The sequence below is a fragment of the Microbacterium sp. A93 genome, from assembly GCF_051842835.1.
The window spans coordinates 165,731-184,186 of the sequence record NZ_JBPXMT010000005.1 but is presented as its reverse complement, the minus strand read 5'-3'; the positions used below and the strand labels follow the sequence as shown (position 1 = coordinate 184,186).

Annotated in this window: 16 protein-coding genes; 9 read left to right on the top strand and 7 right to left on the bottom strand. The window is 65.3% G+C overall.

The window, feature by feature from the left end:
* Positions 1 to 97: 97 nt before the first annotated feature.
* The 6 genes from ACSU1G_RS14295 to hrpA all read right to left on the bottom strand — a co-directional run bounded on the left by ACSU1G_RS14295 (position 98) and on the right by hrpA (position 8,614).
* Positions 98 to 1,042 carry a quinone oxidoreductase family protein gene (locus ACSU1G_RS14295; RefSeq protein ID WP_439280622.1) on the bottom strand — a complete coding sequence of 315 codons (945 nt, stop codon included), beginning with the start codon at positions 1,040 to 1,042 and terminating at the stop codon, positions 98 to 100.
* Between the two features lie 70 nt (positions 1,043 to 1,112).
* On the bottom strand, positions 1,113 to 1,940 hold the full coding sequence (locus ACSU1G_RS14290) for a MetQ/NlpA family ABC transporter substrate-binding protein (RefSeq protein WP_439280621.1): 828 nt from the start codon (positions 1,938 to 1,940) through the stop codon (positions 1,113 to 1,115).
* 59 nt (positions 1,941 to 1,999) lie between these two features.
* Positions 2,000 to 2,743 carry a methionine ABC transporter permease gene (locus ACSU1G_RS14285; RefSeq protein WP_439280620.1) on the bottom strand — a complete coding sequence of 248 codons (744 nt, stop codon included), beginning with the start codon at positions 2,741 to 2,743 and terminating at the stop codon, positions 2,000 to 2,002.
* Positions 2,740 to 3,717 (bottom strand): methionine ABC transporter ATP-binding protein, encoded by a 978-nt coding sequence (locus tag ACSU1G_RS14280; RefSeq protein ID WP_439280619.1) that lies wholly within the window; start codon positions 3,715 to 3,717, stop codon positions 2,740 to 2,742. The genes ACSU1G_RS14285 and ACSU1G_RS14280 overlap by 4 nt, the downstream gene beginning before the upstream one ends.
* A 127-nt stretch (positions 3,718 to 3,844) precedes the next feature.
* Positions 3,845 to 4,672 (bottom strand): alpha/beta fold hydrolase, encoded by an 828-nt coding sequence (locus tag ACSU1G_RS14275; RefSeq protein WP_439280618.1) that lies wholly within the window; start codon positions 4,670 to 4,672, stop codon positions 3,845 to 3,847.
* A 30-nt stretch (positions 4,673 to 4,702) separates the two neighbouring features.
* Positions 4,703 to 8,614 (bottom strand): ATP-dependent RNA helicase HrpA, encoded by a 3,912-nt coding sequence (hrpA, locus tag ACSU1G_RS14270; protein ID WP_439280617.1) that lies wholly within the window; start codon positions 8,612 to 8,614, stop codon positions 4,703 to 4,705.
* A gap of 69 nt (positions 8,615 to 8,683) precedes the next feature.
* Here hrpA and ACSU1G_RS14265 point away from each other — a divergent pair, with 69 nt between their 5' ends.
* The 9 genes from ACSU1G_RS14265 (at position 8,684) to ACSU1G_RS14225 (ending at position 16,889) form a co-directional block, all read left to right on the top strand.
* Positions 8,684 to 9,502, top strand: a complete 819-nt coding sequence (locus ACSU1G_RS14265; RefSeq protein ID WP_439280616.1) for a lysostaphin resistance A-like protein — start codon at positions 8,684 to 8,686, stop codon at positions 9,500 to 9,502.
* Positions 9,503 to 9,504: 2 nt separating this feature from the next.
* Positions 9,505 to 10,167, top strand: coding sequence for a hypothetical protein (locus ACSU1G_RS14260; protein ID WP_439280615.1), 663 nt, complete (start codon positions 9,505 to 9,507; stop codon positions 10,165 to 10,167).
* Positions 10,160 to 10,462 (top strand): transcriptional regulator, encoded by a 303-nt coding sequence (locus ACSU1G_RS14255; protein WP_439280614.1) that lies wholly within the window; start codon positions 10,160 to 10,162, stop codon positions 10,460 to 10,462. The genes ACSU1G_RS14260 and ACSU1G_RS14255 overlap by 8 nt, the downstream gene beginning before the upstream one ends.
* 19 nt (positions 10,463 to 10,481) lie before the next feature.
* Positions 10,482 to 11,318, top strand: a complete 837-nt coding sequence (locus ACSU1G_RS14250) for an aldo/keto reductase (RefSeq protein WP_439280613.1) — start codon at positions 10,482 to 10,484, stop codon at positions 11,316 to 11,318.
* Positions 11,319 to 11,424: 106 nt separating this feature from the next.
* Positions 11,425 to 13,236 (top strand): thioredoxin domain-containing protein, encoded by a 1,812-nt coding sequence (locus ACSU1G_RS14245; RefSeq protein ID WP_439280612.1) that lies wholly within the window; start codon positions 11,425 to 11,427, stop codon positions 13,234 to 13,236.
* Positions 13,237 to 13,307: 71 nt separating this feature from the next.
* Positions 13,308 to 14,219, top strand: a complete 912-nt coding sequence (locus ACSU1G_RS14240) for a hypothetical protein (RefSeq protein WP_439280611.1) — start codon at positions 13,308 to 13,310, stop codon at positions 14,217 to 14,219.
* Positions 14,216 to 14,566 (top strand): GntR family transcriptional regulator, encoded by a 351-nt coding sequence (locus tag ACSU1G_RS14235; RefSeq protein WP_439280610.1) that lies wholly within the window; start codon positions 14,216 to 14,218, stop codon positions 14,564 to 14,566. The genes ACSU1G_RS14240 and ACSU1G_RS14235 overlap by 4 nt, the downstream gene beginning before the upstream one ends.
* 4 nt (positions 14,567 to 14,570) lie before the next feature.
* Complete coding sequence (locus ACSU1G_RS14230) at positions 14,571 to 15,329, top strand: phosphotransferase enzyme family protein (RefSeq protein ID WP_439280609.1); 759 nt, start codon at positions 14,571 to 14,573, stop codon at positions 15,327 to 15,329.
* A gap of 78 nt (positions 15,330 to 15,407) precedes the next feature.
* On the top strand, positions 15,408 to 16,889 hold the full coding sequence (locus ACSU1G_RS14225; protein WP_439280608.1) for a DUF222 domain-containing protein: 1,482 nt from the start codon (positions 15,408 to 15,410) through the stop codon (positions 16,887 to 16,889).
* A gap of 10 nt (positions 16,890 to 16,899) precedes the next feature.
* Here ACSU1G_RS14225 and ACSU1G_RS14220 read toward each other — a convergent pair whose 3' ends face one another.
* Positions 16,900 to 18,450 carry a dolichyl-phosphate-mannose--protein mannosyltransferase gene (locus ACSU1G_RS14220; protein ID WP_439280607.1) on the bottom strand — a complete coding sequence of 517 codons (1,551 nt, stop codon included), beginning with the start codon at positions 18,448 to 18,450 and terminating at the stop codon, positions 16,900 to 16,902.
* Positions 18,451 to 18,456 lie beyond the last annotated feature (6 nt).

Sequence of the window (18,456 nt, the reverse complement as noted above, 5' to 3'; positions counted from 1 at the left end):
GGGCGCAGCGTGAACGGTTCGTGTCACACTGTGTGTCTTCGTGACGTCGCGTGACGTGACCAGATGGTTGAGAGCTGGAACGTGCAGTGCTCGCGCCCTACGGCACCAGCGTGATCTTGCCGCGTGCGGCGTGCGCCTCGACCAGCTCGTGTGCCTTGGCGGCCTCGGCCAGGGGCAGCTCGGGGCCGAGCTCGATCTGGAAGTCTCCGCTTGCGATCAGGCCGATCGCGACGCCGACGGCTTCGGCCCGCCAGGCGAGCTCCTGCGCGGTGAGCGGCTCGGGGGAACCACCGCTGAAGGCGCGGATGCCGAAGCTCGCGGCATCCGGGCCACGCACGATCGTCGCGATGCGGTCTCGGTCGACGACCAGTTCCAGCGAGGTCTCGATCGCCTCTTCGGTGCCGATGCAATCCAGTGCGACCGTGATTCCCTGAGGTGCTGCCGCGCGCACGCGGTCGGCCAGGCCTTCACCGTAGGCGACGGGGATCGCACCCAGTGCGCGCAGCTGCTCATGGCGGGCTGGGCTTCCGGTCGCGATGACGGTCGCGCCCCATGAGGCAGCGAACTGGATCGCGGCCTGCCCGACAGCGCCGGAACCGGCATGCACGAGCAGGACATCACCCTCACCGACATTGAGCGAACGCAGGCACTGATACGCGGTTCCCACCGGGATGCTGAGGGCCGCGCCCTCGGCAGCGGTCACGGCATCCGGCAGCAGATCAAGATTCTTGACGGACACAGCGAGGTGCGTCGCGTAGGTGCCCACCGTGCTGCCGATCGCAACGCGATCGCCGACCGCGAACTCGGTGACACTGTCGCCCAGCGCTTCGACGACGCCGGCGCCGTCGAAGCCGACGCGACGTGGTTCGGTGATCGGCGCACCTGGTCGTGCACCTCGGCGCAGCTTCGCATCGAGCGGGTTCACACCTGCCGCTTCGATTCGCACAACGACCTGGCCAGGGCCAGCCACCGGATCAGGGATCTCCACGAGGTGGAGGACGTCAGGAGTACCGATTTCTGAATACACGATCGCGCGAGCCATGCCGCCAGGCTACCTGCAACCAGCGAAGCCCCCACGCCAGAAGGCGCGGGGGCTTCACGAGAGTCGGTGATCAGCTGACCGGAACGATCAGGCCCTTCCACGTCTCCAGGATGAACTCCTTGGTGCGGTCATCGTTCAGCAGCTCGATGAGAGCTTCGATGCGCGGGTCATCCTTCAGCTCCGGGCGAGTGGCGAGCACGTTGTAGTACTTGCTGTCGTTGCCTTCGAGAAGAATCGCCTGCTCGTCGGAGAGACCGGCCGGGATCGCGAACGACGCCGTGACGAAGGCAGCGTCGTTGTCGGGCAGTGCGAGGGCGAGCGAAGCGTTCTCGATCTCGACGAACTTCAGGTCCTTGGGGTTCTCGCTGATCTCGCCGAGCGTGGTCGCGCCGTCTTCGATCTCGATGATGCCCTCAGCCGCAAGCAGCTCCAGTGCACGCCCCTCGTTTGTGGGGTCGTTGGGGATGGCGACGGTCGCGCCCTTCTTGAGCTCGTCGAGGCTGTCGATCTTCTCGCTGTAGAAGGCAGCTGCGGGCAGGTAGACGTCGCCGAGCGAGATCAGGTCGTCGCCGGACTGCTCGTTGTACGTGTCGAGGAACGTCGAGTTCTGGAACAGGTTGGCGTCGACCGAACCGTCAGACAGCGCCGGGTTCGGCGTGTTGTAGTCGGTGAAGGTCTGCCACTCGATCGTGAGGCCCTTCTCCTCGGCAAGATTCTCCGAGATCCACTCGAGCATGTCGCCGGCGGGCACGGGCAGCGCCCCGACCTTCAGAGTTCCGAGGCCTTCGGAGCCGTCTGCCGCCGGGGTGGGCTCAGAGCTGGCGCAGGCGGTCAGACCGAGCGCCAGAACGCCGGCCGCGGTGATCGCGACGGCGCGCGTGAGAGAGGAGAAGGACATGCGGATGCTCCTAGTGATAGTCAGGGTGAGGGGGTGTTGTGCTGCGGGATGCTGTGGATTCAGGCGCCAACGACGATGATGTCGGCGGAGTGCGCTGCGCGATTGGCATGGTCGAGACGGCGGGCGATCACGTTGCACGCCCACTGCACGAGCAGCACGATCACGAACAGCACGATCACGACGGCGACGATGTGCACCCAGCTGTAGCGCTGGAAGCCGTAGGTGAGTGCGACGTTTCCGAGCCCGCCACCGCCGACGACGCCGACCATGGCCGAGAAGTTGATGATCGAGGTGATCGTCGTCGCAATGCCGAGCACGATCGCCGGTCCCGTCTCGGGAAGGATGACGCGCCTGACCAGCTGCCAGCGGGTCGCGCCGAGAGAATCGGATGCCTCCAGCAGGCCCGAATCGACCTCCTTGACCGCGATCTCCACCACCCGGGCGAAGAACGGAATGGCGACGAGCGTGAGCGGGAAGATCGCCGGACCGGTGCCGATGAACGAACCCAGAAGCAAGCGCGTCAGCGGGATCAGGGCGATCATCAGCACGATGAACGGCACGGAGCGACCGAGGTTCACGATGAATCCCAGCAGCCGGTTGATGAAGACGCCGGCTGCAGCGGAACCGAAGGGGGTCGAGAAGAAACGCCCCTTCTCGGTGCCGACGAGCACGATGCCCAGGGGCAGCCCGACGAGGATCGTGATGAGGATCGCGACACTGGTCATCCAGAGAGTTTCGAGCGTGCCCTTGAGCATGACGTCGAACAGATCGGGCCAGAAGTCGGGGGATGTGTAGTCGATCATGCTGCCTTCACTACTTCGAACGCCACGCTGTGCTCGGCGAGGAACGCCTGCGCACGAGCAAGAACTGCTGGGTCTGCGGGGAAGGCGAGACGGGTGCGTCCTGCCTGAGCCCCGTTGATCGTTTCGATCGTGGCGCCGAGAATCGACACATCCAGATCGAGCGCGCGTGCGAGCATCGTGATGGTCGGCTTCTGCGCCTCTTCTCCGGCGAAGGTGAGGTCGATGATCGCGGATGCGGGCATGTCTGGCACGTCGCCGAGCGGGAACAGATCGCGCGCCAGGCGGCTGCCGGGCGTGCGAATGAGATCGGTCAACGCGCCCTCTTCGATGACCTTGCCGTGCTCGAGAAGAGCGGCGGCATCGCAGATCTGCTTCACGACGGCCATCTCGTGGGTGATCAGCAGGATCGTGAGCCCCAGCTCTCCGGAGAGGCGGCGCAGCAGCGCCAGAATCTGGCGGGTGGTGTCGGGGTCGAGTGCGCTGGTCGCCTCGTCTGAGAGCAACACACTCGGACGGGATGCCAGGGCGCGGGCGATACCGACGCGCTGACGCTGACCGCCGGAGAGCTGTGATGGGTAGGCGCCTGCGCGTGCGGAAAGGCCCACGAGATCGAGCATCTCCAGCGCTTCTTTCGCGCGGTCGCCGCGACTGCGCCCGACAGCTTCGAGTGCGAACTCGACGTTCTGGGCGATCGTGCGGTTGCCGATCAGGTTGAAGTGCTGAAAGACCATGCCGATGCCGTGGCGCGCAGCCCGCAGTTCATTGCCGGCCAGGTGCGAGATCTGCACGCCGTCAACGACGACGCTGCCCGAATCCGGTCGTTCCAGCGCATTCACGGTGCGCAGCAGCGTCGACTTGCCGGCGCCGGACTGCCCGACGACGCCGAAGATCTGGCCGCGCGGAATCTCGAGCGACACGTCGTCGAGTGCGAGGGTGCCGCCGAATGATCGGCTGACGTGCTCGATGGTGATCATGGGAATGCCAAACGCCCCTTTCGGGGAAGTGGGGAGGGATAGGAGTCAATTCCACTTGATCGCGACGATAAACGCCAATTCAGGTGACGTTGTGTGACGCAGGATCAGGCGCTGCGGAACGCCTTTGCTATGCGCTGCGGCTGTGCGGTGCCGAGGCGACAAACTCGACGATGGCATCCAGCGTCGAATGGTGGCCTTCCAGATGCGGCAGATGAGCGACGCCGGGGAGCTCGATCAGTTGTGACTGGGGGATGGATGCCGCGGCATGCCGCGTGTTCTCACGGACAGGCTTCAGATCGAGGTCGCCGACGAGGAGGAGGGTCGGTACGGAGATCCGGCCGAGTGCGGAGAAAGCATCTGGCGCGACTGTGGGTTCTCCAGGATCAGCAGCCGCGAGCGCACGACCGTTCATCTCGAGGAAGAGTGTGCGTGCGGGCCCTGTGACGCGACCTTCGTGACCGGGCCCGTCCAGCCAGACGTGGGCCTCGAGCCGATTCACTTCGTCGAGATCCCCACGCGAGTCGGCCGCATCGATCGCAAGATCAAGTTCGGCGAGCACCGGGTCGAGCGCTGGTTCCGGAGCGCCGCTGATGGCGGGTGCGATCAGCACCAACGCCGAGACTCGCTCCGGATGCGCGAGGGCAAAATCGATCGCTGTACGACCACCCATGGAGCAGCCCACCACGATCGCCCTTTTCACGTTCGAGGCATCCAACACAGCGAGGGTATCGGTGACGGGCGACCACCCATCGTCTGCTTCGTACCTGGTCTCGCCGTAGCCACGCGCGTCGTACCGGATGCAACGTGCGCCCGCGCCGAGGTGTTCGATCAGATGATCCCAGGAACGCAGATCGGTGACGCCCGCATGGATCAGCAGCACCGGGGCGCCGTCGGCATCTCCACCGTCTTCGACGGACAACTGGGCAGCTCCTGCCGGGACCGTTCGTCGACTCATCTCGCCAGGGTATCTCGCACGAGGTTTCGCTCAGCGCGCCGACAGCAACTTCTGGATGCGCTGCGGCGAGACCGGCTGTGCGGTGCCGAGCCGCTGTGCGAAGACGCTGATGCGGAACTCTTCCAGCAGCCAGCGCACCTCGACCAGCGCGGGGGAGGTCGCAGGTGCGAGGGGGATGGTGCCCCCGGCATCCTCGAACGCCTTCGCCATACGTTCGTATTCGGTCATGCGGGTGCGGTCCTTGCCTGGCTCACTGGCCAGAATCTTGATCCGGTCGAGCATCCCGTCGAGGTAGCGGGGCAAATGCGCCAGATGATCGATGCCGGATGCGGAGATGAATCCCGGATGCAGCAGACCACTGAGCTGCGTGCGAATGTCGTTCAGCGGACCGAGCAGAGCGAGCGAGTTCTGCGACTTGATGCCGCGCTCGACCTCGCGCGACTTCGTGAGGATGCGGGCGACGAGGGACACGGTCGTGAACAGCGCATCGACCAGGGTGGCGTTTACCGCATCCCGCGCCTGGATGAATTCGGCCTCGGTACGGATCACGCCGTCGGCGCCGTGCTGTTGAAGGGCCGCGCGCACAACGGCAGACCTGGCATCCTCGATCAGCGCCGCCGCCGATGAGTAGGGCGACGCCGCCAGTGCGAGCTTCTCTTGCGAGGTGAGATGTCCCTGCACGTATGACGCGGGAGACGGAACGTTCAGCAACACCAGGCGCAGTACGCCATCGCGGGTCGCTGCGGCCGCGGCATCCGCTGTCGCCTCGACTCGAACGGAAACAGTCTTGCCCTGGTCGACGATCGCGGGGTATCCGCGAACGACGCCGCCGGCGACTCTGGTGTCGAGGACCTTAGGCAGATCGCCGAACGTCCAGGTCGTGAGGCCGTCCTTTTCGATCGGACCGCGCGACGATGCCGCGGCCACGGCGCTCGCGTCGGCCTTCATCTTGCCGTCGGTTTTGACCGGACGGGAGATCGATCGCGCGACGCTCGCCCTGGCTCGATCAGTGAGGGATTGTTGGAGCTCGCTGAGATCACGCGCGGAGCCAGCTACGCGGCCGCGCTCATCGACCGCGCGGAAGTTCATGCGCAGGTGGCCAGGCACGCGCTCGTCATCGAAATCGGATGCGTTCACCGGCTGGTTCGCCAGTGGCTGGATCATCCGTGCGAGTGCTTCCTTCAGCGACCGCAGCGGGAATCCACCGTGCCGCTCCGGGCCCTCCTCTGCCAGTGTCTCGCCGAACTTTTCTGCCCAATCGGCCGCGGGAACAACGTGACGACGGATCGACTTCGGCAGGGCGCGCAGCAGCGCGGTGACAAGGTCTGCGCGCAGGCCCGGCACCTGCCAGTCGAAGCCGCGATCCTCGATTTGTGCCAGCAGCGCCAACGGCACGACGACGCTGACGCCGTCGTCCGCAGCCCCAGGCTCGAAACGGTAGGCGAGACCGAGAACCTGATCGCCCTGCGTCCAGCGCGTGGGGAAATCGTTCTGATCGGCGCGTTCGTCATCTTCGATCAGGTCGCTCTCGCGCATGACGAGCAGCTTCGGCGTCTGCTGCAGCGTCTCGCCCCACCAGCTCTCGAACGATCTCACGTCGAACACGTCGGCCGGGATACGTTCGTCGTAGAAGTGGAACACCTCTTCGTCGCCGGCGAGGATATCGCGGCGCCGTTCGCGCTCTTCGAGCTTCTCGAGGCGCTTGCGCAGTTCGCCGTTGCTCCGCCAGAAGGCGCTGACGCGCTTGTCGATCCGACTCGGATCCCACTCGCCCTCGACCAGCGCGTGCCGTACGAACATCTCGCGCGATGCGGCTCGATCGACGCGCGCGAACTGGATGCGCCGACGGGGGACGATCTCGACCCCGAACAGCGTCACCTTCTCGAAGGCGATGGCGGCGCCGGCATCCTTTGACCAGTGCGGCTCTGACACCGACCTCTTCGCGAGGTCACCGGCGAGGGATTCCGCCCACGCCGGGTCGATCACAGCCACAGTGCGCGCGAAGGTGCGCGACGTCTCGACGATCTCGGCGGCCATGACCGCGCGCGGGCTCTGCTTGCGCAGGCCTGATCCCGGGAAGATCGAGAAGCGGATGCCGCGGGCGCCGCGGTACTCAGCAATGCGGCGCTTCGGATCCTTCTGGCTCTTCGCCTGCCCCTTGGGTGGAGTCTTGGTGTTTCGCTCGTCGAGCGTGCCGATCTGGGACAGCAGTCCGGACAGGATCGCGCGATGGATCGCGTCGGGGTCGGCCGCTGCGCCGCCTTTACCGGTTGAAGAGGAGGGCGTCTTCACGAGCGACCGCAGTTGACGGTGCACGTCGAACCACTCGCGCACGCGCACATAGTTCAGGTGCTCCGAGCGGCACAGCCGCCGGAAGGCGCTGGAGCCGAGTTCGCGCTGCTGCTCGCGTAGATGGTTCCACAGGTTCAGGATCGCGAGGAAGTCGCTGGTCGGGTCGGCGAAGCGCGCGTGCATCCTCTCGGCGGCGTCGCGAACATTCTGCGGCGCATCCTGCGACGGCCGCTCACGAACATCCTGGATCGTGAGACCGGCGACGATTGCGAGAACGGATTCCACACCATCGGTCTTCTGCGCCTCGAGCAGCATTCGCGCGAATCTTGGGTCGATCGGCATCCGCGAGATGTCGCGTCCGATGCTGGTGAGTCGAGGAGTGTCGCGACCGAGGTCGACCGCACCCAGCTCGGTGAGCAGGTCGAATGCTGCCCTGATTCCACGGGAATCCGGTGGTGTGAGGAAAGGGAAAGCGGTGATGTCGCCGAAGCCGAGCGACAGCATCTGCAACACGACGGATGCGAGCGAAGTGCGCAGGATCTCGGGTTCGGTGAACTCCGGGCGCTTCTCGAAGTCATCCTCGCCGTAGAGCCTGATCGCGATGCCGTCGCTGGTGCGGCCCGCGCGTCCCGAGCGCTGATTCGCGGATGCCTGCGAGATTGCCTCGATCGGCAGGCGCTGCACCTTCGATCGGTTGCTGTAGCGCGAAATGCGTGCGGTGCCGGTGTCAATGACGTACTTGATGCCAGGGACGGTCAGGCTCGTCTCGGCGACGTTCGTGGCGAGCACGACTCGACGCCGGACTCCGGCGACGCGGCTCTTCTCGAACACGCGGTGCTGTTCTGCGGCGGAGAGGCGACCGTAAAGGGGGAGCACCTCGACGGGCGCGGACGTCGACGTGTAGGCGGCGCGCACGGCATCCGCAGCATCCCGAATTTCGGCCTCGCCGGGCAGGAACACGAGCACGTCGCCCGGAGCCTCGCGATCAAGTTCACGCAGTGCGGTGACGATCGCCGAGACTTCGTCCTCTGACTCGTCCTCCGTGGGCGCCCGATATCGGATCTCGACAGGGTAAGTGCGGCCAGACACCTCGATGACGGGAGCAGGGATGCCGGCAGGAGTTGCGAAGTGCTTCGCGAAGCTCACCGGATCGATCGTCGCCGAGGTGATGATGACCTTGAGATCCGGACGCTCCGGCAGGATGCGGGTGAGGTAACCGAGCAGGAAATCGACGTTGAGGGAACGCTCGTGAGCCTCATCGATGATGATCGTGTCGTAGCGGCGCAACAGCCGGTCGCGGTGGATCTCGTTGAGCAGGATGCCGTCGGTCATCAGAGCGACGAGGGTCGATTCCGACACCTTGTCCGTGAAGCGCACCTTGTACCCGACGGTGGTGCCGAGCTCGACCTGCAACTCTTCGGCGATCCGCTCTGCGATCGTGCGAGCGGCGAGGCGGCGAGGCTGAGTGTGCGCGATCTTCGTGCGCCCGAGCTCCAGGCAGATCTTCGGCAGCTGCGTGGTCTTGCCGGATCCGGTGGCGCCGGCGACCACGACGACCTGATTGTTGCGGATGGCGTCGGCGATCTCTTCCCTAGCGGCGCTGACCGGCAGCTCCGCGGGATAAGTGATGACGAGATCTGATGCAGACATAGCCCTTCATCGTATGACGGGCAGCGCCCTCTCTTGACACACAAACAGGTTTGCAGTACAAAGTACTTTATGAGTTCACACAACGCGACGAAGGAATTGGTGGCAGATGCTGCCACCCTCCGCCGCGCGTCTGCGAAGAGATGGGCGATCGGGCTCCCCGTGTTGCGCATCGGGCTCGTCGCCGCGGCATCCACCCTGACCTGGCTCATTGTCAGCGCTTTCGAGAGCGTCACCTTTCCACCTCCGCCGATGATCGCAGTGGTGGCGATGTTGCCGGTCAACATCATCTGCCTGCTGTTGGTCGCCCGGCTCCTGCGCAGAGACGGTCGCAGTATCCGCGACGTCCTCGGTTTTGAACCGCGCCGGATCCTGAGGGATCTGCTCTGGGGCCTGCTGTGGCTGATCGTGATGTATCTGCCCTTCAGCGGCACAATCATGCTGGTCGTGTGGGCACAGCACGGCGATGAGCTGTTCATTCAGATGGAGACAGTATTCGTTGATCCGTCTGCCATTCCCACACTGAATCCCGTCGTCTGGAGCATCATCGGCGTCGTCGGTGCCCTGACCTTCGCGCCGCTGAATGCGCCCGTTGAGGAGCTCGTCTACCGCGGCTACGCGCAGGGGACGCTCGCACGCCGCTGGCCGACGGTGCTCGCGATCGTCGTGCCGTCGATCCTGTTCGCTCTGCAGCATGTCTGGTACGCACCGACACCAGGAGCGACCGTCGCATTCGTCTGCGCGTTCTTCGTCTGGGGCGTCTGCTCCGGGTTGATCTATCTGCGCCAGCGCCGGCTCATGCCGCTCGTGTTCGCGCATGGGCTGGTCAATCTTCTCTTCACGCTTCCTGCACTTGCAATGCCCTTTCTTCTGACACAGAACGGATTCTGAACATGACCAATGATGACGAAGTTCTCTCACCAGCGGAGATGCTCGCGCTGGCGAGTAACCAGCAGCGCAGCATGGAGGGCCAGGTGGCGTCCTTCGTCCCCGCCCTCGTGACGATGTGGGGCGTGGTGTGGCTATTCGGATTCGGTGCCCTTTGGCTCATCGACGGGCTGAAGCCGAGCTTCGCACTCCCACTGCCGGTGGCGGTGACTATCTTCGTCGTCCTGCTCGTCGTCGCGATCGCGATGTCGGCAGTGTGGGGGAGCCGCTCAGGGCGCGGCATCCGGCGCGATGCAGCATCCGCCTTCTCCGGCGTCGTATACGGCTCGACGTGGACGGTCGGCAGCCTCGCCATCTTCGTGTTCGCGCAGGGGCTGGCTGTGAACGGGATGAGCATGGAGCTCGCGAACATCTTCTATCCGGTCGCCTACGTCCTGTTCGCCGGGATCATGTACATCGTCGGTGCTGCGATCTGGCAGGCCGTGCCGATGCTGATCCTCGGTGTGTGGACGGTGATCGTGGCGGTGATCGCCCCGTTCTTCGGTTACCCGACGCACTATCTCGTGCTCGCGATTGGCGGTGGCGCCGGATTCCTCCTCCTGGGAGCCGTCTCCTTCATCCACCTGGGGCGCCTGCGTCGCTCGACGACGGGGAGTAATCGTGGTTGAGCTGGACCCGGTCATCCACGCCGCTGCCCGCCTGCGCATCACCGCAGCGCTCGCGACGCTGGAAGCCACCGAGAGCATCGCCTTTCCTCGACTGCAGGAACTGCTCGACATGACGGCGGGCAACTTGTCGACGCACCTGCGCAAACTCGAGGATGCCGGCTACGTCGTCGTGGAGAAGACGCACAAGGGCCGCACTCCGGTCACCTACGTCGCCCTGACCACGCAGGGACGACGCGCATTCGAGGACTACACCGAGGCACTTCGTGCCGTACTGGGGGCTGAGGGCCTGTCATGACAGGCCCTAAGCTGAATGCATGACGATCCCCACTGTGACTCTCAACGACGGCGTTTCGATCCCGCAGCTCGGCTACGGCGTGTTCAAAGTGCCACCGGCAGACACCGAACGTGCGGTCAGCGAAGCGCTCGAGATTGGCTACCGCCACATCGACACCGCAGCGATCTACGGCAATGAAGAGGGCGTCGGCGCCGCGATCGCAAAGAGCGGCATCGCCCGCGACGAACTGTTCATCACGACCAAGCTGTGGAATGACCGCCACGAGGGCGACGAGGCGAACACGGCGATCGCGGAGAGCCTCGAGAAGCTCGGTCTCGACCAGGTCGACCTGTACCTCGTGCACTGGCCAACCCCGGAAAAGGACAACTACGTCCACGCGTTCGCGAAGCTGATCGAGCTGCGCGACGCGGGGCTCACCCGCAGCATCGGCGTCTCGAACTTCCTCGTGGAACACCTGGAGCGCGTCGTCGCCGAGACCGGTGTCGTTCCCGCGGTCGACCAGATCGAGTTGCACCCGGCATACCAGCAGCGCGAGGTTGTCGCGTGGGCTGCCGAGCACGACGTCCGCATCGAAGCGTGGGGACCGCTCGGCCAGGGCAAATACGACCTGTTCGGCACGCCTGCTGTCGCCGATGCATCCGCGGCGCACGACAAGACTCCGGCGCAGATCGTGCTGGGCTGGCACCTGCAGAAGGGAACGATCGTGTTCCCGAAGTCGGTGCGTGCCGAACGACTGCGTGAGAATCTCGATGTCTTCGACTTCACCCTGAGCGGCGCGGAGATCGCCGCGATCGACGCACTCGACCCGCTCGACGGATCGGGTCGTGTCGGATCGCACCCCAACGAATTCAACTGAGACGCGCCGCCTTCCTGGCGCCCGCGAAACTACAAAACCACGCCGAGACGCGGCATTTACGCCGTCGTCTCGGCGTGGTTTTGTTGACTCGGCGTAGCGTGAGGGCATGAGCAATCGCCTCGCGAAGACACTCAGCCCTTATCTGCGTGCACACGCCGAGAATCCGGTCGACTGGTATCCGTGGGGCTCCGAGGCGTTCGCTGAAGCGCAGCGTCGCGACGTGCCGCTGCTGATCTCGATCGGGTACTCCACCTGTCACTGGTGTCATGTGATGGCGCGGGAGTCGTTCTCGTCCCCAGAGATCGCGGGTCTCATCAACCGGGATTTCGTCGCGGTCAAGGTGGATCGGGAGGAGCATCCGGAAGTCGATGGCGCGTATATGGCGGCCGCATCTGCGTTCACGCAGAATCTCGGATGGCCGCTGACGGTGTTCGCGACCCCGCAGGGACGCACCTTCTATGCAGGCACGTACTGGCCACCAGAAGCCCGTGCGCCGCTGCCCGCATTCCGCGATGTTCTCGGGGCGGTGCAGGAGGCATGGACGCTGCGCCGTGAGAAGGCGGTGGAATCGGCGGATGCTGTCGCAGAGGCACTGGCGCAGACCGCTGTCGTCACACCATCAGACATTCCGTCGACCTTGGGCCTGGCAGCGGCCGCCGAGATGATCGCTTCCCGCGAGGACGCCATGTTCGGTGGCTACGGTGGCGCGCCGAAGTTCCCGGTGGCCACGACATTGGGTTTTCTGCAGCACCCTTTGGTTCGGCGTGAGGCACCGGATGCGGCGGCCTCGGCCGCGCGTGCGTTGGCAGCGATGGCGGCATCCGACCTTCGTGACAGCGTCGACGGTGGTTTCTTCCGATATGCGACGCAGCGCGATTGGACTGTGCCGCACTACGAGCGGATGCTGACCGACAACGCCCAGCTGCTGAACATCGCCGTGCGTGCCGGTGACGACACGACGGCGCGGGGCATCGCCAGGTTCCTTCTTGGGGTGCTGCGTCAGGACGGCGGGGCGTTCGGCGCTGCACAGGACTCGGAGTCGTGGATCGACGGGCAGCGCAGCGAGGGCGGATACTACCTCGCCGCTTCTCGCGAGGAGCTCGAACCGCCGGCGGTCGACGGAAAGGTCATCACCGGGTGGAATGGGCTCGCGATCGGCGCGCTCGCCCAGGCGGGTGCGGCGTTGGATGAGCGGCCGTGGGTGGATGCTGCGGCCGAGGCCGCGTCGTTTGTATTGTCGGTGAACCGTTCGCCGGAGGGCCGGCTTGTGCGGGCGTCGTTGGAAGGTGTGGCCTCGACGGCGGTGGCGACGCTCGCCGATGTGGGCCTGTTCGCGGACGGGCTGTTCGCGCTCGCAGTGGCAACCGGAGACGCGCGCTGGGCGGTGGTAGCCCGTGAGCTGCTGGACGAGGTGCTCAGTAAGGGTGCTGACGGCGACCCGGTGCTTGCGGCGCAGGGTGTGGCGGCTGCACCTGACCAGACCGACGGGGATCTGCCGTCCGGCGTCGCGGCGCTGGCATCGGCAGCGCTAACAGCATGGCGGCTGGGTGCGGGGGAGAAGTATCGGGCGGGTGCCGAGGAGCAGGTGCGTGCGTACACGGCATCCGCTGTGCAGCATCCATTCGGACATGGCTCGCTACTCGCGGCCGCGGCAGGGCTCGTCGAGCCGCCACGTCAGGTGGTCGTGGTGACGCATGATCGCACGGGTGCGCTCGCCAGGGCATCCCATCGCGTCGACGCGGACGTGATCGCCATCGTCACGCCCGCGCAGGCGCGTGCTTTTTCGGATGCCGGATTCGAGCTGTTCTCTGGGAAGGATGCGGTCGCGGACCTCGTCTACGATTGCCGCGCGTTCGTGTGCCGGCTGCCGACGGGGGATGCCTCGGCGGTCGTGCGGAGCAGAGAATTGCTCTCCTGATCGGTGTATCGAACTGTTGACACACGGATGTTGATTCGTGTACCGTTTCGGTGATACACGAGGGGGCAATCATGGCCGGACCAATGGCACTGCTGTTCATCGCTGGCGTCATCGTCGCCACGGTTGTGGTGTGGGCGATCCTGCGCCGACGCACACGATCTCTGCCGCACCCGCGTCTCGCCCCCGTAATGCAGGCGGCTCGGCGGCGCGCCCTTATTGCTGTTCTGTTCGCGGTCCTCGTCTTCATCGTTGGCGCGGTCGCGGCCGTCGCCTCGCCGCAACTGCTGGGCCTGCCCTTTGCCGTGACGCCGCTCATCGCTGGCGCGGCCGGGATGCTGCTGTACGGCGTCACTCCGCCTCGCGAAGTCGAGATCTCTGATGGCGAGCCGAGGGTGGCCAGTCTTGTGCCCCGTTCCGCAGTGCGCGTGGTGCCGAGTCGGTGGGGCTGGGCGTTCATCGAAGTGACCGTGCTCTTTCTCATCGTCATCGTGTTCTGCGGTCTGACGGCGAGTGATGACGAGGCGGGGCGTTCGAGAGTGATCCGTTTCGAGAGCGGCGACTACGCCTCGTCAGCGGGGCCGTACCCGGGCTGGTTCTACGGCGTTCCCGCGCTCATCTCGATCGTCGTCCTGGCCGCGTGCGTGTTGGTTGCACTGTGGCGGATCAGTTCGACGCCCGCCTTTCCGCGCATCGGAGACGCCGATCTCGATCAGCACTGGCGACAGCGCTCGGTGGAGGTGCTTCTCAATCTGTCGATCGGTGCGGTCCTGTTCTCGATGGGTGGGTATTCCTTCACTGCCGGCTTGGCGATGGGGAATGCCACGATCGACGGGGAGACAGCAGTCGTGTGGGAGGTCTTGTCGGATGCCCTCCTTCTCGGCGGCGGGCTCTTCCTCGTCCTCAGCATTGTCAGTGTGACTGTCGCGGCGCTCAAAGCTGCGACGATCGGCGAATCGGTGGTCGAAACCAGAGCTGCGGCATGATTACGGTCGATCCGGGCAGCGCTGTCGCGCCTTTCGAGCAGATCCGCGCGCAGATCGCCGACGGCATCCGGTCCGGAAGTCTGGCGGCAGGCAGCCGCCTCCCTTCGATCCGTCAGCTCGCCGCTGATCTGCGCGTCGCGGCGGGAACCATCGCGAAAGCGTATTCCGCGCTTGAAGCTGATGGTCTCATCGTCACCAGTCGGGCCATCGGCACCCGGGTAGCGACGGGGCAGGTTCATTCGGGGAAGATTCAAACGGCGGCGAAGCGGTACGTCGGCGAGGCCAACGGGCTGTCGCTTGAAGAGGCGTTGAGCGCGGTGCGTGCGGCGTGGGATGGGCGGGACTAGAGGCATGCACGACGAAGCGATGGAGCACGTACTCTCCGGCGGCAACACGAATGACGTGACGCGAGTGGGCCGGGAGGTGCGTCGCTCAACGGGCACATGGACGCCCAACATTCATGCGCTTCTTGGTGAACTTCATCAAGCGGGCATTGACGGCGTCCCGCAAGTGCTGGGGATGACTGCTGACGGACGCGAGCGCCTGTCCTTCGTGGAAGGTTCCGTCGCGCACTATCCGCTCCCGGAGTGGCTCTGGGAAGACAGCATCCTGGTGAGCGCCGCGAGGCTGATGCGACGGATTCATGACGCGAGTGTTGAGAGCGCACGCACCACGACGGGGTGGCGGATGCCTGCGCGAGAACCGATCGAAGTCGTGTGTCACAACGACTTCGCGCCCTACAACCTCGTCTTCGAAGATCGGGCGCTCGTCGGTGTGATCGATTTCGACATGGCGGCACCTGGACCGCGTCTGTGGGACCTTGCGTACCTCGCCTATCGGCTGATCCCCTACGTAGAGGACGCTGAGGCACCGATCGATGTGCAAACAGCCGAACCTGCGCGTCTGGCGACGTTGTTATCGGCATACGGCACGGATGCTTCAGCGGAATCCTTATGGGCGATGATCGCGCTTCGACTCGACGCACTCGCACGTCACTCGCGGGCGGAATCAGACAACAGGCCAGAGCTCTTGACGCACGCCGCCATGTACGAGCGCGACGCGGCGCGGATGCGTGCTCGCGCTGGTGGCCGGCAAGTTCCTGCAGCGTAACGAAAATACTTTGAAAAAGTCTGCTGATCAGCCATAAAACAGGGCAGTAATGTCGGTGGCCCCCTGTTGGATAGAGGTATGAACAGCATCGTCGCTCGACTTCGAGGTCTCGAGGAGACCCTCGATTCGGTGGCGCGTGATGCGTTCGATGCGGAGGAGATCCCGCGCCTTTCTGATCAGGATGCCGCGGAGCTTCTCGCCCTGACCGGTCGGATTCAGCGCCGGCTGGAAGGGGTGCAGATCGATGCGACAGTCCTGGTGCGGGACCGGTCGGAGGGTCTCAGAGACGAGCGGATGACGACCAAGTTCGGGTGCTCCCGCCCTGCTGATCTGGTGCGCACGCTGACCGGCAGCGACACCCGCGGCGCGACCAGGCTCGTGAAGGCTGCGGGACTGGTGCGCAGAGATCTCGGCTTCAGCGACGGCGCCTTCTTGCCCGCCCGCTATCAGGCGCTGCGCGAGGTCATGGTCAGCGGGGTGCTCGGGGTGGCAGGGCTTCTGGCCGCGACTGATCCGCTTGAGCAGTCAGCGCGTCGTATCAGCGATGAGGATCGCATCGAGGCAGATCGGCAGCTCGCCGACTTCGCTCGGGGAGCCGATCCTGACGGCGATCCTGGCTGCGACGAGGCCGCGCCGCGGCCCCTCCCGCTCCCGGAAGACCTGAGTGTGTTGGCCAAGGTGATGGTGGCATATCTCGACCCCGACGGCGCGGAGCCAGCGGAGGAAGCGGCGTTGCGCGGCCGGTACTTCTCGATCGGCAAGGTCCGGGACGGGGCGATCCCAGTGCGAGGCAATCTGCTTCCCGAAGTGGCCGGACAACTGGGCCTGCTCATGGACAGCCTTCTGAACCCCCGGGTGAATGGCGCCGAGGCACCTGAGGAGGCGCCCGCCGACAAGGCCGAACGCGGCGGGGTGCATTTCGAACCGTCTGCGGAGGAAGAAGCCGGAGTCGAAGAAGACCTGGCTGCCGCAGACACCCGAACCCCTGGCCAGAAGCGGCATGACGCGCTGGCCGCGATCCTGACCACTGCGGCTGGATCAGATCTGTTCCCGCATCTGGGTGGCGCAGCGCCCACACTTGTCGTGGCTGCGACGGCTGCCGACCTCGCGGCGGGCCACGGATGGGGGAGCGTCGCGCACACCGGTGACCTGGTCCCGATTTCAGCCGCGCTGCAAGCCGGGTGTGCAGGCGGAATCCAGCGCATCCTGTTCGACGAGAACGGCTGCATCGTCTCGATCGGCACCAGCTCCCGCATCTTCAACGTGCTGCAACGTCGCGCGATCATGGCCCGCGACGGCGGATGCATCATCCCAGGCTGCACGATCCCGGCGACCTGGTGCGAAGTGCATCACGTGCAGGAGCATGCCGTCGGTGGCCCGACGCATACTGACAATGGCGTTCTGCTCTGCTGGTTTCACCATCGAACGCTGCATCTGACCGAGTGGGTGATCCGCCTGAATCGGGGCGTTCCCGAGGTGCGCGGACCCGCCTGGTGGGATCCTCATCAGCACTGGCATCGGGCTCGAAGCCCGCACCGGCGAGAACCCGTTCCCGGGTGATGGTCGCCAGCTACACCCAAGTCGGCAGCCAGTTGTGCACGAGCCAGAAGTCGTATGGCACGTTCATGCCGGTCCACACCGGGTAGAAGAACGCAGAGACGAGCACGGTGATGACGAGGAAGACGATGACCGTGCGCTCGCCGGACTGCCGTCGATGCAGCGGATCCCCGCGTCGCCCCGCAATCTCGCGCAGCGCCAGTACCAGCGCGAGTACGAGGAACGGCATCATCACCACCGTGTAGAACTGGAAGATCGTACGTTCGGGGTACAGCAGCCACGGCACATAGGTGACGGCCAGTCCGACGAGAGGCATCGCGTAGGTCCACGGCATCGGCTGCCGCCGGATGAGCCCGCGCACGAGCCGGTACAGCAGGAAGATCGCTGCGGCGACGCCTGCGTACCAGATCAGCGGATTCGGGATCGTCGAGACCACCGAGATGCAATGGTCGGTGCCGCAGCTCTGGTCGTCTCCCACCCACACCGCCGTGGGGCGGATGAGGAAGGGCCACTGCCATGCCGCGCTGGCATAGGGATGCCCGGTGCTGAGGCCGACGTGGAAACCGTAGATCGACTCGTGGTACTTCCACAGGGCGATGAACGGGTTGTCTGAGCTTTGTCTGTCGTAGCCGCCTGCCGTCACGAGCCAGCCGGTCCAAGAGACCAGGTAGGTGAGAAATGCCGCGGGCACCAGCAGCAGGAACGAGACCGGACCCTGTCGGATCACGGCATCCATCGGCCAGTAGAGCACTCCGGCGCGGCGACGGGCCAGTGCATCGGCGATCACGAGGTACAGGCCGAAGCCGGCGAGTGCGTACAGTCCCGACCACTTCACAGCAGACGCTGCGCCCAGCGCGACGCCGGCGGCAATCACCCACGGCCGCCGCCAGATGATGCGGCCCCACAGCGGTTCCGATCCATCAGTGGCGGCATATTCCACCAGCGAAATACTTCGCCTGCGGTCGTAGAGGATGAACAGGAACCCGAGCAGGATGAAGAACGTTAGCGTGCCATCGAGCAGGGCGATGCGGCTCATGACGATGCTGAGCCCGTCGATCGCCAGCAGGAGCCCGGCGACAGTGGCTGCGACGGTCGAGCGGGTCAGCTCTTTGGCAACGATGTAGACCAGCAGCACGGTCATGGTGCCGATGAGTGCGGTGGTCAGCCGCCAGGCCGCGCTGTTGCCTGCTCCGAACATGCCCATGCCGAGCGCGATGATCCACTTGCCGAGCGGTGGATGCACGACGTAGCTGCCGGTCTGACCGAGCGTGCTCGTGTCTCCGGTGAGGAAGTCTTCGTTCGCGCCATCACCCCAGGTGCCCTCGAACCCGAGCGTCCACAACGACCACGCATCCTTCACGTAGTAGGTCTCGTCGAATGCGAGCACGTTCGGATGCGCGAGGTTCGACAGCCGCAGCACAGCGGCGAGCGCCGTGACGACGAGCGGTGCGAACCAGCGGATGACGCCGCGCCACTCCGGGTCGCGCAGCAAACGATCACGCAACTGGCCCCAGCGCGTCAGACGATCCGCAGGCGGCGGGAGCAGAGGAACGGGCGCGGTCACGGCACA